The sequence below is a fragment of the Planobispora rosea genome, from assembly GCF_014648175.1.
GTDB classification, from domain to species: Bacteria; Actinomycetota; Actinomycetes; order Streptosporangiales; family Streptosporangiaceae; genus Planobispora; species Planobispora rosea.
The window spans coordinates 54,849-72,132 of sequence record NZ_BMQP01000009.1 but is presented as its reverse complement, the minus strand read 5'-3'; the positions used below and the strand labels follow the sequence as shown (position 1 = coordinate 72,132).

The following is a 17,284-nucleotide window of genomic DNA, read 5'->3' as shown; positions in this document are numbered from 1 at the left end:
ACTCAGTGGAAGACCGGGGCATGATTCTCACCGGATCCACCGGTGGGACCGGGACGGAGAGAGACGATCATGGCGGGTGGGGCGCGCGAGCCGGGGCGCTCGGTCACATCCAAGGTGCTGGCGGTCCTGGGCGCGTTCGACAGCGCCCACCCGCAGCTCAGCCTCTCCGACATCGCCCGCAGGAGCGGGCTCCCGCTGTCCACCGTCCACCGGCTGGTCGGCCAGCTGGAGGAGTGGCAGGCGCTGAGCCGTACCTCCGACGGCCGCCTGCGCGTCGGCATGCGGCTGTGGGAGCTCGGCCAGCTCGCCCCCGCCCGGCTCCAGGACCTCGCCCACCCCTGGCTGCAGGAGCTGTTCGTCACGACCGGGGAGAACGTGCACCTCGCCGTCCGCGACGGCATGGAGGTGCTGTACGTGGACAAGGTGCACGGCAGGCGGGCCGTGCCGATCGTCTCCCGCACCGGCGGGCGCCTGCCCATGCACCCCACCGGCGTCGGCAAGGCGCTGCTGGCGCACGAGCCCGAGTGGTTCGTCAGCTCCTACCTGGCGCGGCGGCTGGAGCGGCCGACCCCGCACACCGTCACCGAGCCCGGCAGGCTCTCCCGCGAGCTGGCCGCCGTACGCGCCCAGGGATACGCGCTCACCTTCGAGGAGATGACCCTGGGCTCGTGCTCGGCCGCGGCTCCGGTCCTCGTCGGGGGCCGGGCGGTCGCCGCCGTCGGCCTCGTGGTGTCCTCCCGGCGGGCGCGCGAGCTCAAGCGCCTGGTGGAGCCGTTGCTGGCCGCGGCGGACCGGATCGCGCACGACTACGCCCGGGCGCACGCGGCCTGAGCCGCGGACCGAGGCACCCAGGCACCCAGGCACCGAGGCACCCAGGCGGGGACGGACGCGCGGCTCGCCGCAGACCCGGGGCGAGACTTCGGCGGACGTCGCGCGGCCCGCGGGATCGGCGCGCCGCCTCTACAGCAGGGGCCACAGCGTCCAGTAGAAGACGACCGCGAGCAGGAGCGCCACGACGGCGACGGCGCCCGCCTTTACCAGGGTGGGCCGCGGCATCAGCAGCCCGCCGCCGCCGAAGGCGAGACAGAGGATCCACAGTGGCGCGAGCTTCAGCAGGGCCGTCTCGCTGAGATCGCCGAAGGCGCCCCCGTAGATCACCGCGACCTGCGCCGCGCCGAACACGAGACTCGCGATGCAGAGGCTGCGCACCGTTCTGTGCCGCTGGGAGGGGTCGGCCGCGCCAGGTCGCCCGGCGTCCGGGGAGGACCCGGGGAAGGTGGAGGCGTTCGGCGGTCCGGCGCCCGGCGATCCCGGGACGGTGAAAGCACCCGGCGGTCCATGGGCGGTGAAGGCACCCTGCGGCCCGGCGACCGGGGCGGGCGGGGCGGTGAAGGCACCCGGCGATCCCGGGGCGGTGAAGACGGCAGGCGCCCCGGGCGCCGTCCATCCCGCCGGCCGCGGCCCGTTCCCTCCGCTCGGGACGGCGACGGCGCCGCCCCCGGTCAGGGCGGCGAGCACCCGGGCCGCGTCGGGCCGGGCGGCGGGGTCCTTGGCCAGGCACGCGACCAGCAGCGGCAGCAGGCCCTCCGGGACCCCGGACAGGTCCGGTCTGCCGTTCAGCACGGCGCCCATCACCGCCATCGGGTGCTGTCCGGCGAACGCCGGACGACCGGTCGCGGCGTAGACCATGGTGGCGGCCCAGGCGAAGATGTCGGAGGCCGGGGAGGCGGACAGGCCGGAGAGCTGCTCGGGCGCCATGTAGCCGGGACTGCCCACCAGCGCCGAGCGGGTCGTGTCGGCCTCGAGTGCGCGCGCGATGCCGAAGTCGATGACCACCGGACCCTCCGGCCCCATGATCACATTGGCCGGTTTGAAGTCGCGGTGCACGATCCCGGTCCGGTGGATGGCGGACAGCGCGGTCGCGGTGGCGATGGCCAGGCGTTCCAGCCCGCCTCCGGCGCGCGGCCCCTCGGCGGTGACCAGCCGCTGCAGCGACGGGCCTGGGACGTACTCGCTGACGAGGTAGAGCCGCCCGTCGCTGACGCCCGCCGCCAGCACCTGGGCGGTGCAGAACGCCGCCACCCGGCGGGCCAGGTCGGCCTCCCGCTCGAACCTCTCTCGGACGGCGTCCTGGGCGGCCAGCCGGGCGTGCAGGACCTTGACGGCCACCTGCCGCCCCGAGGGATCGTGACCGAGGTAGACCGTGCCCTGGCCGCCCTCTCCGAGGATTCCGGCCAGCCGGTAGGCGCCGACCTGCCGCGGATCCCGCGCCTCCAGCCGACCGAGCTCGGACACCGCCCGCCCCTTTCCCGTTCACCGTTCGCCATCGGGGGCCGGTGCCGATGATGGCATGCGATGAGCATGGAGGGTACCGATCGCGGCACCCCGGCGGGCGCACCGGGACGCCGCGATCGTCACGGCGCCGTCACCCGGCCGGGCCGGACCGGCCGCGGACCGGGCACGTCGGGAGGGGGACGTCGGAAGGGGGACGTCGGGAGGGGGACGTCACGGGCCGGACGTCCTCCCCCATGACGGGTTCAGAACTGCAGGGACGTCAGGGAGGTGAACTCCTCGATGCCCAGCGGGCCGAGCTCGCGGCCGTAGCCGCTCTGCCCGAAGCCGCCGAAGGGGGCCGTCGGGTTGAACACGCCGCCGTTGACGGCGACCTGGCCGGTGCGCATCCGCCGCGCGAAGGCGGACGCGCGGTCGAGGTCGCTCGCCCACACCGCCCCGGACAGGCCGTACGGCGTGCCGTTGGCGATCGCGAGCGCCTCCTCGTCGCCGCCGTCGTAGGGCACCACGGTCAGGACCGGCCCGAAGACCTCCTCCTGCTCGATGCGCGTGCCCGCCTCGGCCACCAGCACGGTGGGCCGGACGAAGAAGCCGGTCGGTGCGGTCTCTGGCTGCTCCGGGCCGCCCGCGACGAGCCGGGCGCCGTCGTCGAGCGCCTCGCGGATGTAGGCGCGGACGCGTTCCTGCTGCGCCCTGCTCACCAGCGGTCCCTGCTGGGTGGCCGGGTCCATCGGGTCGCCGACGGTCGCGAACTGGGCGAAGAGCGTGAGCAGCTCCTCGGCCTCGGCGAGCCGGTCCCGGGGCACCAGCAGCCGGGTGGTGGCGCTGCACGTCTGCCCGCTGTTGATCAGGCAGCCGGTCAGCGAGCCGGCGACGGCGTTGCCGAACTCCTCGGCCGACAGGTCGTCGAGGAGCACGCTGGCGGACTTCCCGCCGAGCTCCAGCGAGGTGCGCTTGGGCGCGCGGGAGGCCAGCTCGGCGACCCGGCGCCCGGCGCGGGTGGAGCCGGTGAACGACACCATGTCGACCGCCGGGTGCCCGACGATCGCCTCGCCGACCACCGGGCCGGTCCCGGGGACCAGGTTGAACACGCCGGGCGGCAGGCCCGCCGCGTCGATGATCTCAGCGAGCAGGTAGGCGACGCCGGGCACCAGCTCCGACGGCTTGACCACGACCGGGCACCCGGCGACCAGGGCCGGGGCCACCTTGGCCGCGATCTGGTGCAGCGGGTAGTTCCACGGGGTGATCGCGCCGACCACGCCGACCGGCTGGCGGACCAGCACGGAGTTGCCCGACCGGCGCTCCCACTCGACCTGGCCGGCGACGTCCTCCATCGAGGCGAAGTCGATGACCGGCAGGCCGGCCTGGACCATGACGGCCAGCTGCCAGGGGGCGCCCATCTCCCGGGAGGCCGTCAGGGCGATCTCCTGGGCGCGCTCCTTGAGGCCCGCCGCGATCGCCGAGCACGCCTTGACGCGCTCGTCCAGCGGGGTGGCCGCCCAGCCGGGCAGGGCGCGGGCGGCGGCGCGGGCCGCGCGGTCCACGTCCTCGGGCGTGCCCTCGGGCACGGTACCGATGACCTGCTCGGTGTAGGGGTTGACGACCGGGAGCGTGCCGGCGCCGGTGGAGGGGACCCACGCGCCGTCGACGTAGATGTGCTCGCGCGTGTGGTTCGGTTCGGGGACGGTCACGTCTGGCTCGCTTTCAGGCCGAGGTGGTGTGCTGGGCGATGTGCCCGGCCGTACGGTGGGCCAGGGCCATGCAGGTGAGCATCGGGTTGGCGCCCGAAGGCGTGGGGAAGGCGCTGGTGTCGCCGATCCAGACGCCGGCGACGTCGTGGAGCTCGCCGGTGGGCCTGGCGACGGAGGTCCGCGGGTCGGTGCCCATGCGGGCGGTTCCCATCTGGTGGGCGCTGCCCATGAACAGCCCGCCCGCGCCGATGTGGACGGACTCCAGACGGGACATCCACGCCTCGAAGTCGTCGCCGCGCCTGAAGACCGGCGGGGTGGCGCCGAACCACAGCTCCTCGGCCCCGGCGGCCAGGTGCAGCTCGGCCAGGGCGCGCAGGCCCCGGTAGTAGGCGGCGACGTCGCGCTCGTCGGTGAGCGCGTAGGTGTGCACGGCCTCGCCGTCCGCGTCGATCGTCACCCGTCCCCCGGCGTGCTCGCGCAGGACGAACAGGAAGTCGGCCATCCGGCCGAGCTTGCTCATGGCCTCCTTGGCCTCCCGGCCGTCGCGCCGCGCCAGCTGGAAGGCGAAGACGCCGGTGTAGTAGTGCGAGCCCTCGATCAGCAGGCCGTACCCGTCGCCCATGTCGCGGAACTCGTCCACGATCCCGGCCTGCGGCGGCCCCCACCATGCCCGCTGGTCCTCCGGGTAGACGCCGAAGATCCCCGCGCTGGGGTGCAGGTAGAGGTTGTGGCCGACGGCGGGCCCACCGATGCCGGAGCGCAGCAGCAGGGCCGGGGTCTCCAGCGCGCCGCAGGCCACGACGACGTCGGCGGCGCGCACCGTCACCCGGCGGGTCTCGCCGCTGCCGGGGTCGGTGTAGACGGCCTCGACCCCGGCGGCCCGGCCGCCCTCGGTGAGGACCCGGTCCGCGCGGGTGTGGACGAGGATCCTGGCGCCGTGGTCGAAGGCGTCGCGCAGGTAGGTGGTGAGCGTGCCGCGCTTGCTGCCGCTCGGGTCGCCGAACTGGGTGTAGCCGGCCGCCACCGGGTCGTAGGTCGCCTCGTCGACGTTGCGCACCGCCGTGCGCATCGACCAGCCCAGCGCCTTGGCCCCCTCGGCCATGCGCTGGTGCGGGCCGTTGAAGTCGCTGCACCGGTCGTTGGCGCCCATGCGGGTGAGGACCGCGTCGAGGTGGCGGTCGAACTCCTCGGTGTCGAGGCCGTGCAGCCCGTGCTCGCGGGCCCACTCGCGGCGCACCGCGTCGCTGGGCCGCACGCAGTTGTGCCAGTTGACGGTGGTGCCGCCGCCCAGCGTGTACCCGGCGAGCAGGCCGACGTTGCCGTCGGCGGAGACCGAGAGCCCGCCCCGGTACATCATCTCCTTGCCCTCGACCTCCAGCTGCCGGTAGTCCCGCTCGCTGGTGGCGCCGCCCGCCTCCAGCACGACGACGCTCCTGCCCCGGGTGGCCAGCACCCCGGCGATCGTGCCGCCGCCCGCGCCGGATCCGACGACCACGACGTCCGCCTCGATCACCTCCCCGTCGGCCGGCGTGTGCGGGGTGATGTACGGCTCGTCCGCCGGCGGGGTGATCTGCGGCCCGGGGTAGCCGTACTGCGCCCAGAACGGGTTGCGTCCCTCGGCGTCCGGGATGGAGTGGGCGAGCATGCACGCGCCGCCGCGCAGTGTGGAGACGGCGACCAGCGCCTCGGGCGCGAGCGCCGCGGCGGTGGCGAGCATGCCCTCGCGGGTGGCCCGTCCCTGGTGCTGGAAGCCCAGCATGGCCAGTCCCTCGAGCAGCCGCGCGACGCCCGTCTGGTCCACCTCGGGGAGGGTCTCCAGGTACTGGGCCAGCGCCTCGTCGGCGCCGGTCGCGGAGCCGGGGGTCGCCCAGAAGCCGGTGGGGTCGTCATCGACCTGCAACGCCGGGACGGCGGTGTCCACCAGAGCGCGCAGCACGTCGCGCTGGACGGGAGTGAGAGCAGGCACGGGTCCTCCGTCGAGAGTGGGCGGTACCCGCCCGCCCAGCGCATGTGACGACGGCCACACTAGAACCAGATTCTGTAACGTGCAACACACCCCGAGTAATCATCGCAAAAGCCGCATACCACCCCTTCCCTCTCGCCCGTCTGCACTGTCCGCACTCCCAGGCGCCCTCCTCGGCGCGGAGACGGCGGAGGGCCGGGGTGGTGCCGATCTCGCCCATCCGTGGATGGTGGCATTTCATGATTCCGGGAGGGTTCGGGTGGACCGCGGGGATTGCGCGTACGCCGCCAGGACAGCACAGTGGGCACACCCCCGCTGCGGGAGCGTCCGCGCCCGCCGTACCGCCACGATCACCGGCCGCCGATCACCGGCCGCCGGTGGGCGCAGCGCACCCGGGTGGCGGAGGAAGACCGACGAAGGAGCGGCCTCATGGGCAACGATCCGATGGACCCGGTGGGCTACGCCGACCTGGTGTGGAGCGGGAAGGCCGACGACAGCATCGTGCAGGGCGGCCTGTCCGGGCGCGGGGTCGTCGAGGTCGTGGACGGCGTGGGCTTCCGCGGCGGCTTCGGCAACACGATCGTCGTGCGGGGTGGGGGCGAGGCGGCGCTGTTCGACACCGGCAACCCCTTCGACCCCGCCCGGCTCCACCGGGAGGTGCGGGAGTGGACCGCCGACCCGGTGACCACCGTGGTCTACTCGCACGGGCACATCGACCACGTCTCGGGCGTGGGCCCGTTCGACGACGAGGCGGACGCGGCCGGGCGGCCCCGGCCGGTGGTGGCCGCCCACGAGGCGGTGGCCGCGCGCTTCGACCGCTACCGCATGACCCTCGGCTACAACTCGGTGATCAACCGCAGGCAGTTCCAGCTGGACGGCTTCGTCTGGCCGTCGGAGTACCGCTATCCGGACGTCCACTACCGGGACACCCTGACCGCCGGCCCCTTCGAGCTCTTCCACGGCAAGGGCGAGACCGACGACGCCAGTGTGGGGTTCCTGCCCGAGCAGCGGGTGCTGCTCCCCGGAGACCTGTTCATCTGGGTCAGTCCCAACTGCGGCAACCCGCAGAAGGTGCAGCGCTACCCGCGTGAGTGGGCGGTCGCGCTGCGCCGGATGGCCACGCTCGGCGCCGAGGTCATGCTTCCCAGCCACGGCGCGCCCGTCTTCGGCGCCGACCGGGTCGAACAGGCGCTGACCGAGACCGCCGAGTGGCTGGAGAGCCTGGTGGAGCAGACCCTCGCCATGCTCAACGACGGGGCCAGGCTCGACGCGATCGTCCAGGAGGTACGGCCGCCCGCCCGGCTGGCCGACCGGCCCTACCTGCGGCCGCATTACGACGAGCCGGAGTTCGTCGTGCGCAACATCTGGCGGCTGTACGGCGGGTGGTACGACGGCAACCCCGCCAACCTCAAGCCCGCGCCCGACGCCGCGCTGGCATCGGCGGTGGCCGGGCTCGCGGGCGGCGCGGCCAGGCTCGGCGAGGCGGCGCTGCGCGCCCTGGAGGCGGGCGACCACCGCCTGGCCGGGCACCTGGCCGAGATGGCCGTGCAGGCGGCGCCGGAGGACGCGGACCTGCACCGGGTCAGGGCCGAGGTGTTCGGGGCCAGGGCCGCGGCCGAGACGTCCCTGATGGCCCGGGGCGTGTTCGCCTGGGCGGCCGCCGAGTCCCGCAGGGCGGCGGGCGACGCCGGAGCCTGAGCTCAGGACTGCCGGGCGGCCTCGTGTTCGGCCGCGTCGATGGTCCTGTCGTTCACCACCAGCATGCCGAAGATCCGCACGAGCACCAGCAGCGCCATGACGGCGAAGACCGCGCGGAGCCCGAGGAACTGGGCCAGCAGGCCGCCCGCGGCGGCGCCCAGGGGCATGGTGCCCCAGGCGAGGAGCCGGTAGGCGCTGTTGAGGCGGCCGAGCAGCCGGTCGGGGGTGATTCGCTGCCGCAGCGAGACCGTGATGACGTTCCAGACGGCGATGGAGACGCCCCCGGCGAAGAACGCAGCGCCGACCAGGAGCGGGTCGGCCGTCAGGGCCGGGGCGCCGACGAAGAGCGCGCCGACGAAGACGGTCAGCGCGATCGAACGGGAGCGGCCGAGCAGGCGCTCGATCCGGTCCGCGAGGAGGGAGCCGAGCAGGCTCCCCGCCGCGCTGGCGGTGAGCAGCAGGCCGTACGCCGGTTCGGACAGCCCCATGGCCGAGCCGGGCCCCACCGCGTAGAGCACGAGGACCGCCCAGGTGGCGCTGCCGGCGAAGTTGAACAGGCCCACCATGGCGGCGAGGGTGCGCAGGAGCCGGTTCCGCCACAGGAAGCGCAGACCCTCGGCGATGTCGGCGCGCATGGTGGTGCGCCGCTCCCGCTCGATCCGGAACGAGCCGCGCACGAGGAGCAGCGCCCCCACGGCGGCCGCCCACAGCGCCACGGGGGCGACGAACGCCATCGCCACACCCGCCGCCACCAGGAAGCCGCCCACGGGCGGGCCGACGAACTCGTTGGCGGTCAGCTCGGCGGCGTGCAGCCGCCCGTTGGCGCGTGACAGCCGGTCGCGCGGGACGACCTGCGGCAGGATCGACTGCGCCGAGGTGTCGTAGATCGTCTCGGTGACGCCGACGCAGACCGCGACGGCGTACAGCACCCAGATCGAGCCGGTACCGGTCACGGCGGCCAGCGCGAGCACGGCCAGCAGCACGGCCCGGACGGTGTTGGCGCCCAGCATCGCCCGGCGGCGGTCGAGCCGGTCGGCCAGCGCGCCGGCGGGCAGCGCGAAGAGCAGCCACGGGAGCGTCAGCGCGAAGGTCAGCCCCGCGATCAGGGTGGGAGAGTCCGTGAAGCGGATGGCCACCAGGGGGAGGGCGACCTTGAAGATCCCGTCGGCCAGGTTGGACAGGGCGGAGGAGGCCCACAGCCGCCAGAAGGCGGCTCCCAGCGGGGGCGGACCGGTGCGGGGCTCCCGCCGGTCATCGGCCTGTGTCCGGTCATCGGCTGCCATGAATTGAGAGTTTCACATCGATTGAGAAACATCAATCGATGTGACAGATATGGATCGTCGCCATAACCTGAGCGCATGAGCGACCAGGGTGCCGAGCGGCAGTCTTCGGATGAGCCGCCGTCTTCGGGAGGACGGCGGCTTTCGGAGGGGCAGCAGTCTCCGGAGGGGCAGCAGTCTCCGGAAGAGCGGCGGACGCCGCAGGGCGTCTCCCCCTACCCGCGGCAGCGGCGGGCCGCGACGGTCCAGGAGGCCAAGGCCCTGGCGCATCCGCTGCGCGTGCGCATCCTGCGGCTGTGCGCCCAGCGGGAGATGACGAACAAGCAGCTCGCCGACCGCCTCGGCAGCGATCCGGGCACGGTCTTCTACCACGTGCGCCAGCTGGTCCAGGCGGGCCTGCTGCACCAGGCGCCGGTGCGGACCGGTGAGAGCGGCGCCCTGGAGAAGCCCTACCGGTCCACGGGCCTGTCGTGGTGGCTGAACGACCCGCTGGCCGGCGAGGGACCCGAGGCCTCGTTCGCGCCGATCCAGGCGTTCCAGGAGGAGCTGCGCGAGGCGGGCCCGGACTCCGTACAGGCGTCCAGCCGGTTCATGCTGCACCTGTCGCCCGAGGAGATCGAGGAGCTGAACCTCCGCATCCTCGCGATCCTCGACGAGTACATCGAGACCGACGACCAGCGTCTCGACCGGCCCGCGTACGGTGGCATGATCATCCTGCACCGGCTGGCCGAGTGAGCCCGGCCGGAACGAGAGCGCGGCGCCCGGCGGGGATCCGGCGCCCGGCGAGAATCCCGGAGGAAGGTCCATGAGCTCCATCGACTTCAGCACGCCCCCGACGCTCCCGGCGACCAACGGCTACAGCCACGTCGCCAGCGTCCCCCCGGGCAGCCGGCTGGTCTGGACCTCGGGCCAGGTCCCGATCGCCGCCGACGGCACCGTGGCCCCGGCCGGCGACTGGGAGGCACAGACGCGACAGGTCATGCGGAACGTCGGGGCGGCGCTGGAGGCGGCCGGCGCGACGTGGGACGACGTGTTCAAGCTCACGATCTTCGTCGTCGACACCTCGGCGCTGCCCGTCATCCGGGCCGTGCGCGACGAGTTCGTCAACCTGGAGCGCCCGCCGACCAGCTCGCTCGTCCAGGTGGCGGGCCTGTTCCGGCCGGACGTCCTGATCGAGGTCGAGGCGGTCGCCGCGGTTCCCACGGGCTGAGGTCCCGGCAGGCTGACGGTGGACCTCATGCCATCCGCAGGGCCAGGGCCGGGCACATCTCCACGGCCCGGCGGGCCAGGCGGTGCAGCTGCGGGGGTACGGCGCCGCGGGCGAAGACCGGGTAACCGTGCTCGTCGAGGTGGACGAGGTCCGGGGCGAGCTTCGCGCACAGGCCGTGCCCCTGGCAGCGGGTCCAGTCGACGGTCAGACGGATCTCCGGCTCCGGCTCCCGTTCCGGGACGGGCAGCACGCCCAGAACCGGCCGGCCGCAGCCGCCGTGGAGCAGGTGCTCCTGGACGTCGTCGGGGAACGCCGCCAGCGCCGACAGGACGAATCCGGACGTCCCGTCGGGGTGGGAGCACGCGCCCCTCCCCCTGACCGCGGCCGCCCGGCGGCGCAGGTCGTCCAGGGCGGCGGCCGAGCCCTCGGCGAGGTCCGCCAGGGTACGGGCGACGTCCGGCAGTCCCAGCCGGCAGGGCCCGCACTGCCCGGACGACTGCGCGGCGAGGTAGCGCGCCACCCTGAGCGTCTCGCCCAGCGGGCAGGTCTCACCGTCGAGCGGCAGCACGATCCCGGCGCCGAGCCGCCCGCCCGCCTCCTCGATGCCCTGCCGGGAGACCGGTGCGACGGCCGCCGCGCCGGGGTGGATCCACGCGCCGTGGTACCCGCCGACCAGCACGCCCTCACCCGGCGACGCCCGGCACACGTCCAGTACGGCGGGCAGCGGCGTCCCGGTCGGCACCTCCACCACCGCCGGATCGGCCGCCGAACCGCCCACGGTGAGCAGTACGGTCCCGGGTTCCCGCGCGGTCCCGACGTCGGCGTAGTGCTCGGGGCCCAGGGTGGCGAGCACCGCGAGCTGGGCGAAGGTCTCGGCGTTCGACAGCAGCGTGGGCAGGCCGTCCACCCCGCTGTCGCTGGCCCTGACCTTGCGGCCGGGCGGCGCGCCGCTCCGCCCGTTCACCGCCCTGACCAGAGCGCCGCCCTCACCCGAGATGAACCGTTCGGGGATGGCGGCCACACGGATCCGGTCCCCCGCGCCCCGCTCCTCGACCGCCGCGACCGCCGACGCGTGGCCCATCCCGCCCTCGGCCGCCGCGATCACGACCCGCCGCGCGCCGAGCGCGCCCGCGGCCAGCAGCGCGCCCTCGATGACCAGGTGCGGCGTCCTGGTGAGCAGCATCGTGTCCTTGCCGCTGGCCGGTTCGCCCTCGGCCGCGTTGACCAGGACGGCGCTCTCCGAGCGGTGAACGGCCACCGCCCGCAGCTTGCGGGCGAAGGGGAAGGCCGCGCCGCCCCGGCCCCGCAGGTCCACGGCGTCCGCCAGCTCGGCGAGTTCCTGCATGCCCAGCTTCGGCGCGGTGCCGTGCATGGCGCGATGCGCGGACAGGTCCATCCGGCGGGAGGTGTCCAGCCCGGCCGTGAGTCTGGCCGGTCCCACCCTCCTGACCTGGGGAACCCGGTAAGGGATCATCCATTGCCTCCGATCCGCCGGCGGGCCACCCGGCCCTCCGTACCCGTCTGCTCTTCCGGTCCGGCTCCGCCGCCCGTGCCGGTCCCGCGCCCCCGCGCCCGGCGCGGGACACGGCCGACGATGCTCGTGGGCCCCGCAGGCCCCGCAGGCCCCGCAGGTTCCGCAGCCTCCGCACCGGGCCGGTCCGCCGCGGCGCGCACGGCCGTGGACTCGGCCGTGAGTCCGGCGGCGACCGCGCGCCTGGCCTGCAACACGGAGAGAACCCTGATCAGCAGGGCCGCCCCCACCGCGACCAGACAGACCACATAGCTCCAGCTCACCCAGGACGCGGGCGAGCGTCCCGCGCTCAGTCCGTGCACGATCGCCGTGGGCCAGGCCAGGTAGGCGGAGCCGTGCAGCAGCCGCCACACCCACGGCCTGCGGCTGTCGGCGAACCCGGCCCTGGCGACCCCGGTGGCGAAGATCAGCACCATCGCGTCGGATGCGACCACGCCGAGCCCGACCGCCACGGTCGGCGCGGACGTCGGGACCACCGCGGCCGAGGCCGGAGCCCGGCCTTCGGAGATCTTCATCAGGATGTGCGTGGCCAGGAACGCCATGCCCACCAGCGCCGCGGCCCGGTGCAGGAGCTGGGCGCGGATCCTGCCCGGGACGGGGAGGACGACCCGGTCGGCGGAGAGCAGCCCGAGCGCGACGGTGGCCGTCAGCGCGATGAGCGCCAGCACACCGGAGAAGAAGGAGAGGAATCCCCAGGCCGCCGAGGAGGCCCGCAGTCCCGCCTCGGTCCTGCCCATCATCAGGATCCCGACCGTGATCGCCGTGATCCCCGCCCCGAGCATGATCCGATTGGATCTCCGGTCGAGGCCCGACGCCTCCTGCCGGGAGTGCCGCGCCTGCCCGCGTCCGGGCCTGCCGGGTTCGCCCTCGCGCCCGTCCTGGACACGGCCGTGTACGGGGTGTTCTCTTACCGGGCGTTCTCTTGCCGGGTGTTCTTTTGCGGGGTGTTCTTCCGGTTCGGCGACCGGCTCGACGAGCCCGCGCGACGGCCCGCCCAGGTAGTACACCGGGGCGCCCGTCCCGGGTGACGTGTTCCACCCGGTGCCGGCCGCAGGGCTGTCTGATGTTCTGTCCACCGTGTCTCCTCATCGTCCGAGCGGAGAGGGTGCCGCTCCGGGACGGATGCGGGTCAGCAGCGACGGCCCTGGTTGATGCAGTTCACTACGGCTCGCATGAGCCGGTCCGGCATCACGTTCGCGAAGTCGGCGTGATCGGTGACCGGGTTGTGCAGTTGCTCGGGGAAGGCGTCCAGCGCGAAGGAGGCAGTGGACGGCGCGGCGTAGGCCAGGGTCATCCGCAGTTGCGGGATGGGCCGCGTCCCTTCGGGACAGGCGCCGTTCCCGCCCGGGAACAGGACGTGCGTGCGGTGGTTGGCGCTGTCGGTGTTCTGCCCGTCCCAGCAGCTCGGGAAGTCCAGAATCCGCATGACCAGGCTGCCCCGGGGGCAGAGCGGATACTTGTCGGTCAGCACCCGGTTGGTGAACCCGCTGCAGGTCCACTGGGCCCTGGCGTTCGCGCCGCCGTTGGTCGCGGCCTTGGCGTCACCGGTGATCAGCCTGAGGAATCGCGGCATCGCGGTGACCTTGGCCACCGGGTTCCCCCGGAATTGCATGATCGCCATGCGAGGGGTCAGGATGCGGCCCACGTTGCCGTCCGGGTCCTGGGTGTTGACGTCGGCCGTACGGTCCCGCAGGACGGGCCAGAAGTAGGTCGAGCGGTCGCCGAACGCGCACGTGGTCCCCGCGGCCGCCAGGCTGGCGTCGGTGGAGAAGGCGTCGGTGGACAGGTTGCCGACGTAGTCGTGCACGTGGTGGGCGCCGTTGGTCACACCCGGGGCGACGATGAAGTTGTCCGAGTTGCGGTGGCCGTTCTGGTTGCGGCCGCAGCGGGAGACGAAGCTCCCGGCGGAGCCGCCCCGCTGTGTCCGGGGCGCCTGAACGTTCGGCCGCACCTGGCGGATGTTGACGAAGTCCTGCGGGAACGGACCGAGATCCGCACACTCCTCCGCCTGTCCGTCCCGCTGACTGTCCGGATCCTGCGGCGGGCCCTGGGGGTCCTGCGGGTTGTCCTGTTCCCGCGGGTCCTGCGGATTGTCCTGTTCCCGCGGGTCCTGCGGATTGCTCTGTTCCCGCGGGTCCTGCGGATTGCTCTGACCCTGCCGCCGCTGTCGCAGGCCTTGCCGATCCAGTTCGTCCTGTGGGTCCTGCCGACCGTTCTGACCCTGCTGGTCCTGTTGACCTTGTTGGTCCTGCTGCCCCTGCCGGTCGTTCTGGTCCAGCTGGTCATCCTGGTTCCGCTGACCGTCCTGATCCGGCTGCTGCCGCTGGTCGTTCTGGCCCTGCCGGTCGTTCTGGCCCTGTTCCGCCGGATCGCAGTGGTCGGCGGCCGCCGGGCCTGCGGCGGCGGTCAGCACCCCGGCCACCAGGGCGAGCGCGGACAGGGGCGCGTACAGGCGTCTCATGCGTTTCATGTGTGTTCTCTCCTCACTGTGGCGCGGGAGGTTCGGGCAGGGCGGTGTAGTCGACCAGCCCTGTGCTCTCCAGGAGGGTCATGTGTTTCATGACCACCTCCACCGCCCGCTGGGCGAAGGATCGGATGAGATCGTTACGAGTGCCGGACCGTACGGCGGCGACCGCCGTGAAGACCCTCCCGTGAGCCTGGCGGAGCCGGTTGGCGAAGATCCGGTCGTACTCGGCTCCGAAGGCGGACGACAGCTCCCCCATCCAGCGCTGCTGGTCCGCGCTCGGCTGGCTGGGCAGCACCACGTCGAGCTGGCCCGCGACCGAGAGGACCTGGGCGTCGAGCTTGAGATGGTCGGTCATCAGGTGCATGCCGACCTCCTTGACCCGCTTGCTGTCGGCCCGCTGCTGGGCCTGCTGCCCGGTGGGGATCTCCCAGAGACCCGCCTGGCGGACCTTGACCAGGAAGTCACGGTCGGCCGGGCTCAGCGGGCCGTACGGAGTGGAGATCCAGCCCTGGGGGACGCCTTCGGAAGCCGCGGGCAGACCCCCGGAGGGGGTGACCAGAACGACCGCCACCGCGGCGATCGCGAGGAAGGTCCCGAACAGCAGCAGCTCTCCGCTCCCGAAACCGCCGAGCCGGTTGGCCCGGCCGGGACGGCGGGACCGGCGGAACAGCGACCTGAACATGACGTCGCCCGGTTCAGTAGCCGTCCGGAGCCTGCGTCTGCCCGGCATCCGGAGCCTGTGTGTGCCCGCCGTCCCGGGCCTGCGTCGGCGCGGCGTCCGGAGCCTGCGTTCGGGCACCGTCCGGAGCCTGGGCCCGTTTCCCGTCCGGGGCGCTCGCGAACCACGTGCCGCCGGCGCCGTGCCCTTCGAGGTCTCCCGGGATCTCGTCACCGGAGAACCGGTAGAGCGGCCAGCCTCCGAGGGTCACCTGCAGGGTGCCGTCCCGCCGCTCGGCCGTACCGACGAGGCTCCGGTCGATGCCCTCGACCGTGACGTCGCCGGCGGTGACGACGGGCGGCCATGTGGCCGCGCACTCCCCTTCGCAGCTCGGCGCCGAGGGCTTGTCCTTGTCGAAGCGGTAGAGGGTCCGGCCCTGCGCGTCGATGACGACACCGATATCCGAAACCTCCAGGAAAGTGTGACCGGCGTGCTCCTCCACGGCCTGCGACGTCGCGTAGGCCCGGCCGGAGGAGTCCTGGCCGGAGGCCGCGCCGCCTCCGGCGCAGCCGGTGAGGACGACGAGGGTGACAACAACCCCGGCCGACCCTGGGACGTGCCGTGTTGCCATGGTCGTTCCTTTCGCACGGGCCCGCTGGTGTGGGCGCACTTGGTCGGAGGTACGCGACCGTCCCGAGGGTGGTTCACGGAAAGTGAGGAGATAGTTAGAAATAACTGGAGTTGTGGAAGTTGCATACGGGGCTGATAACGAAGGTGTAAAGATGTTGCCCGTGCCTCGTCACCTCGACAGCCGGTTCGAGAGCGCGGAAACCGACGACGACGTCCTGGTCGAAGTGCTGTACCAGGAGTTCGGCGCTTCCCTGCTCCGCCACGTACGCAAGGCCACCGGCAACGATCTGCAGTGGGCCGAGGACGTCGTCCAGGAGACGATCGTCCGGGCCTGGCGAAACGCGGGGAAGTTGCACCGGGAACCTGGCCTGCTGTGGGCCTGGCTCCTCACCGTCGCCCGCCGCATCGTCATCGACGGCCGGCGCAGGCGGGGGGCCCGTCCTCAGGAGGTCGAGCCCGCCGACGCGGACGCCGTGTCCGTCCCCGACGCGTCGGAACAGGCGCTGGAGGCGATGATCGTCGCCGATGCGCTCCGCGATCTGTCCGAAGAACACAGGGAAGTCATCGAGCACACTTACCTACGGGACCGTACGATTAGTGAAGCGGCGGAGATCCTGGGGATTCCGCCCGGCACGGTCAAGTCCCGGCTCTACTACGGGATCCGCGCCCTGCGCGGGATCCTGAAGGAGAGAGGTGTCGCGAGCTGATGTCCCCCTCCTCACGCGGTGCGCATGAAGACGTGGCGGCCTATGCCCTCGGCGTGCTCGACGAAGCCGACCATCAGGCGTTCGAACGCCACCTCATGTCGTGTGAGGAGTGCCAGGCCGAGCTCCGGGAACTGAGCGAGGTTCCCGGCCTGCTCGACGCGGTCAGAAAGGACCGCTCCACATCTCTCACCGGCCCCCTCGACGACGACCGCACACCGCGCTGACGCCTGCCGCCGCTCCTCAGTCCCGGCGCTCCTCAGCGCTTACGCCGCTTCTCAGCCCTTACGCCACTCCCCCGATGTGAGGGCGCCCGCCGCCTGCGGGCCCATGAGTCCCAGCCCTCCGTCCGCGAACAGGCTCGCCCCCGTCACATACGACGCGGCCGGGCTCGCGAGGAAGGCGATCACGGCGGCCACCTCCCGGGCGTCACCGGGCCGGTCGATCGGGTAACCGGGGCGGCTGCCGGGCTCCGGCAGCCGGTCCTCCTGACCGGTCATCGGAGTCGCGATCTCACCCGGGGCGACGGTGTTCACCGTGATCCCGTACGGCGCCAGCTCCAGCGCCAGCACCCGGCTCAGCATCCGCAGCCCGCCCTTGGCCGCGCAGTACGGCCCGGCCCCGACCCGGGGATACTCCTCGTGGACGCTGGTCACGTTGACGACGCGACCGCCCCTCCCTGCGGCGATCATGCGCCGGACCGCCCGCTGGGCGCACAGGAACGCGCCGTCGAGGTCCACCGCGAGCACCGAGCGCCACTGCTCGAAGCCCATCTCCAGCAGCGGCGTGCTGCTCCCGGTCCCGGCGTTGTTGATCAGGACGCCGACGCCGCCCAGTTCGTCGGCCAGCTCGTCCACCACCGTGGCGGCCTTCTCCGGATCGGTCAGGTCGTGCCGGCGCACCGCAGCCGCGCGGCCCCTCTCCCGCACCAGCCGCGCCGTCTCCTCGGCGCCCTCCTGATCGCTGTGGAAGGTGACGCCCACGTCGAACCCGTTCTCGGCCAGGGTCACGGCGGTCGCCTTGCCGATGCCGGAGTCGGCCCCGGTGACGATCGCGATCCGGTCGTATCCGGAACCGGAGATCGGTGCCTCGCCCATGCTCGTCCTCTCTCGAAGGATCTTCCTGAAGGGTCTCGAAGGAGACCTCTCCCCGGAGGGTCC

16 protein-coding genes are annotated in these 17,284 nt (G+C 73.1%); 6 read left to right on the top strand and 10 right to left on the bottom strand.

Annotated features, from left to right (window positions below; translation table 11 throughout):
• The first annotated feature begins 69 nt into the window (after nt 1–69).
• Complete coding sequence (locus IEZ08_RS11300) at nt 70–831, top strand: IclR family transcriptional regulator (protein WP_068922390.1); 762 nt, start codon at nt 70–72, stop codon at nt 829–831.
• 129 nt (nt 832–960) lie between these two features.
• Here the strand turns inward: IEZ08_RS11300 and IEZ08_RS11295 are convergent, their stop codons facing one another.
• From IEZ08_RS11295 to IEZ08_RS11285, 3 genes are all read right to left on the bottom strand, one after another.
• Entirely contained in the window at nt 961–2,295 is a 1,335-nt protein-coding gene (locus tag IEZ08_RS11295; protein WP_068922389.1) for a serine/threonine-protein kinase, read from the bottom strand.
• 242 nt (nt 2,296–2,537) lie between these two features.
• A complete protein-coding gene (locus IEZ08_RS11290) occupies nt 2,538–3,983 on the bottom strand; it encodes an aldehyde dehydrogenase family protein (protein ID WP_068922388.1) in 1,446 nt (481 codons plus the stop codon).
• 13 nt (nt 3,984–3,996) lie between these two features.
• Nucleotides 3,997–5,949: a GMC family oxidoreductase gene (locus IEZ08_RS11285; RefSeq protein WP_189242104.1), complete on the bottom strand. Its 1,953-nt coding sequence runs from the start codon at nt 5,947–5,949 to the stop codon at nt 3,997–3,999.
• Between the two features lie 426 nt (nt 5,950–6,375).
• On the opposite strand from IEZ08_RS11285, the gene IEZ08_RS11280 reads away from it, so the two are divergent.
• The gene (locus tag IEZ08_RS11280; protein WP_229803046.1) at nt 6,376–7,644 is read left to right on the top strand and encodes an alkyl sulfatase dimerization domain-containing protein; all 1,269 of its coding nucleotides are present in this window, start codon (nt 6,376–6,378) and stop codon (nt 7,642–7,644) included.
• A 2-nt stretch (nt 7,645–7,646) separates the two neighbouring features.
• Here the strand turns inward: IEZ08_RS11280 and IEZ08_RS11275 are convergent, their stop codons facing one another.
• Nucleotides 7,647–8,927, bottom strand: coding sequence for an MFS transporter (locus IEZ08_RS11275; protein WP_084779829.1), 1,281 nt, complete (start codon nt 8,925–8,927; stop codon nt 7,647–7,649).
• A 75-nt stretch (nt 8,928–9,002) separates the two neighbouring features.
• On the opposite strand from IEZ08_RS11275, the gene IEZ08_RS11270 reads away from it, so the two are divergent.
• On the top strand, nt 9,003–9,659 hold the full coding sequence (locus tag IEZ08_RS11270; RefSeq protein ID WP_189242103.1) for an ArsR/SmtB family transcription factor: 657 nt from the start codon (nt 9,003–9,005) through the stop codon (nt 9,657–9,659).
• Between the two features lie 70 nt (nt 9,660–9,729).
• A complete protein-coding gene (locus IEZ08_RS11265; RefSeq protein WP_068922385.1) occupies nt 9,730–10,134 on the top strand; it encodes a RidA family protein in 405 nt (134 codons plus the stop codon).
• A 25-nt stretch (nt 10,135–10,159) separates the two neighbouring features.
• On the opposite strand, the gene IEZ08_RS11260 is transcribed toward IEZ08_RS11265, so the two are convergent.
• Genes IEZ08_RS11260 through IEZ08_RS11240 form a run of 5 tightly spaced genes read right to left on the bottom strand, consistent with a single transcriptional unit; the run spans nt 10,160 to nt 15,421 of the window.
• The gene (locus tag IEZ08_RS11260) at nt 10,160–11,608 is read right to left on the bottom strand and encodes an NADH-quinone oxidoreductase subunit NuoF family protein (protein ID WP_068922384.1); all 1,449 of its coding nucleotides are present in this window, start codon (nt 11,606–11,608) and stop codon (nt 10,160–10,162) included.
• Complete coding sequence (locus IEZ08_RS11255; protein WP_189242102.1) at nt 11,605–12,741, bottom strand: hypothetical protein; 1,137 nt, start codon at nt 12,739–12,741, stop codon at nt 11,605–11,607. The genes IEZ08_RS11260 and IEZ08_RS11255 overlap by 4 nt, the downstream gene beginning before the upstream one ends.
• A gap of 53 nt (nt 12,742–12,794) precedes the next feature.
• Nucleotides 12,795–14,135, bottom strand: a complete 1,341-nt coding sequence (locus IEZ08_RS11250; protein WP_084779826.1) for a DUF1996 domain-containing protein — start codon at nt 14,133–14,135, stop codon at nt 12,795–12,797.
• A 13-nt stretch (nt 14,136–14,148) separates the two neighbouring features.
• On the bottom strand, nt 14,149–14,814 hold the full coding sequence (locus tag IEZ08_RS11245) for a DUF4142 domain-containing protein (RefSeq protein ID WP_084779824.1): 666 nt from the start codon (nt 14,812–14,814) through the stop codon (nt 14,149–14,151).
• 13 nt (nt 14,815–14,827) lie between these two features.
• Nucleotides 14,828–15,421, bottom strand: a complete 594-nt coding sequence (locus tag IEZ08_RS11240) for a COG4315 family predicted lipoprotein (RefSeq protein ID WP_068922381.1) — start codon at nt 15,419–15,421, stop codon at nt 14,828–14,830.
• A gap of 151 nt (nt 15,422–15,572) precedes the next feature.
• On the opposite strand from IEZ08_RS11240, the gene IEZ08_RS11235 reads away from it, so the two are divergent.
• The gene (locus IEZ08_RS11235; RefSeq protein ID WP_068922380.1) at nt 15,573–16,127 is read left to right on the top strand and encodes a sigma-70 family RNA polymerase sigma factor; all 555 of its coding nucleotides are present in this window, start codon (nt 15,573–15,575) and stop codon (nt 16,125–16,127) included.
• Nucleotides 16,127–16,351: a zf-HC2 domain-containing protein gene (locus IEZ08_RS11230; protein ID WP_068922379.1), complete on the top strand. Its 225-nt coding sequence runs from the start codon at nt 16,127–16,129 to the stop codon at nt 16,349–16,351. The genes IEZ08_RS11235 and IEZ08_RS11230 overlap by 1 nt, the downstream gene beginning before the upstream one ends.
• Before the next feature lie 51 nt (nt 16,352–16,402).
• Here the strand turns inward: IEZ08_RS11230 and IEZ08_RS11225 are convergent, their stop codons facing one another.
• Entirely contained in the window at nt 16,403–17,221 is an 819-nt protein-coding gene (locus IEZ08_RS11225) for an SDR family oxidoreductase (RefSeq protein WP_068922378.1), read from the bottom strand.
• Nucleotides 17,222–17,284: the final 63 nt, after the last annotated feature.

Bases quoted from the DNA above. Each gene is read 5' to 3' on its own strand.
- IEZ08_RS11260 (WP_068922384.1), bottom strand. From the start codon at position 11,608: ATGATCCCTTACCGGGTTCCCCAGGTCAGGAGGGTGGGACCGGCCAGA.
- IEZ08_RS11235 (WP_068922380.1), top strand. From the start codon at position 15,573: ATGTTGCCCGTGCCTCGTCACCTCGACAGCCGGTTCGAGAGCGCGGAA.
- IEZ08_RS11245 (WP_084779824.1), bottom strand. From the start codon at position 14,814: ATGTTCAGGTCGCTGTTCCGCCGGTCCCGCCGTCCCGGCCGGGCCAAC.
- IEZ08_RS11275 (WP_084779829.1), bottom strand. From the start codon at position 8,927: ATGGCAGCCGATGACCGGACACAGGCCGATGACCGGCGGGAGCCCCGC.
- IEZ08_RS11225 (WP_068922378.1), bottom strand. From the start codon at position 17,221: ATGGGCGAGGCACCGATCTCCGGTTCCGGATACGACCGGATCGCGATC.
- IEZ08_RS11280 (WP_229803046.1), top strand. From the start codon at position 6,376: ATGGGCAACGATCCGATGGACCCGGTGGGCTACGCCGACCTGGTGTGG.
- IEZ08_RS11230 (WP_068922379.1), top strand. From the start codon at position 16,127: ATGTCCCCCTCCTCACGCGGTGCGCATGAAGACGTGGCGGCCTATGCC.
- IEZ08_RS11300 (WP_068922390.1), top strand. From the start codon at position 70: ATGGCGGGTGGGGCGCGCGAGCCGGGGCGCTCGGTCACATCCAAGGTG.
- IEZ08_RS11270 (WP_189242103.1), top strand. From the start codon at position 9,003: ATGAGCGACCAGGGTGCCGAGCGGCAGTCTTCGGATGAGCCGCCGTCT.
- IEZ08_RS11265 (WP_068922385.1), top strand. From the start codon at position 9,730: ATGAGCTCCATCGACTTCAGCACGCCCCCGACGCTCCCGGCGACCAAC.
- IEZ08_RS11250 (WP_084779826.1), bottom strand. From the start codon at position 14,135: ATGAAACGCATGAGACGCCTGTACGCGCCCCTGTCCGCGCTCGCCCTG.
- IEZ08_RS11240 (WP_068922381.1), bottom strand. From the start codon at position 15,421: ATGGCAACACGGCACGTCCCAGGGTCGGCCGGGGTTGTTGTCACCCTC.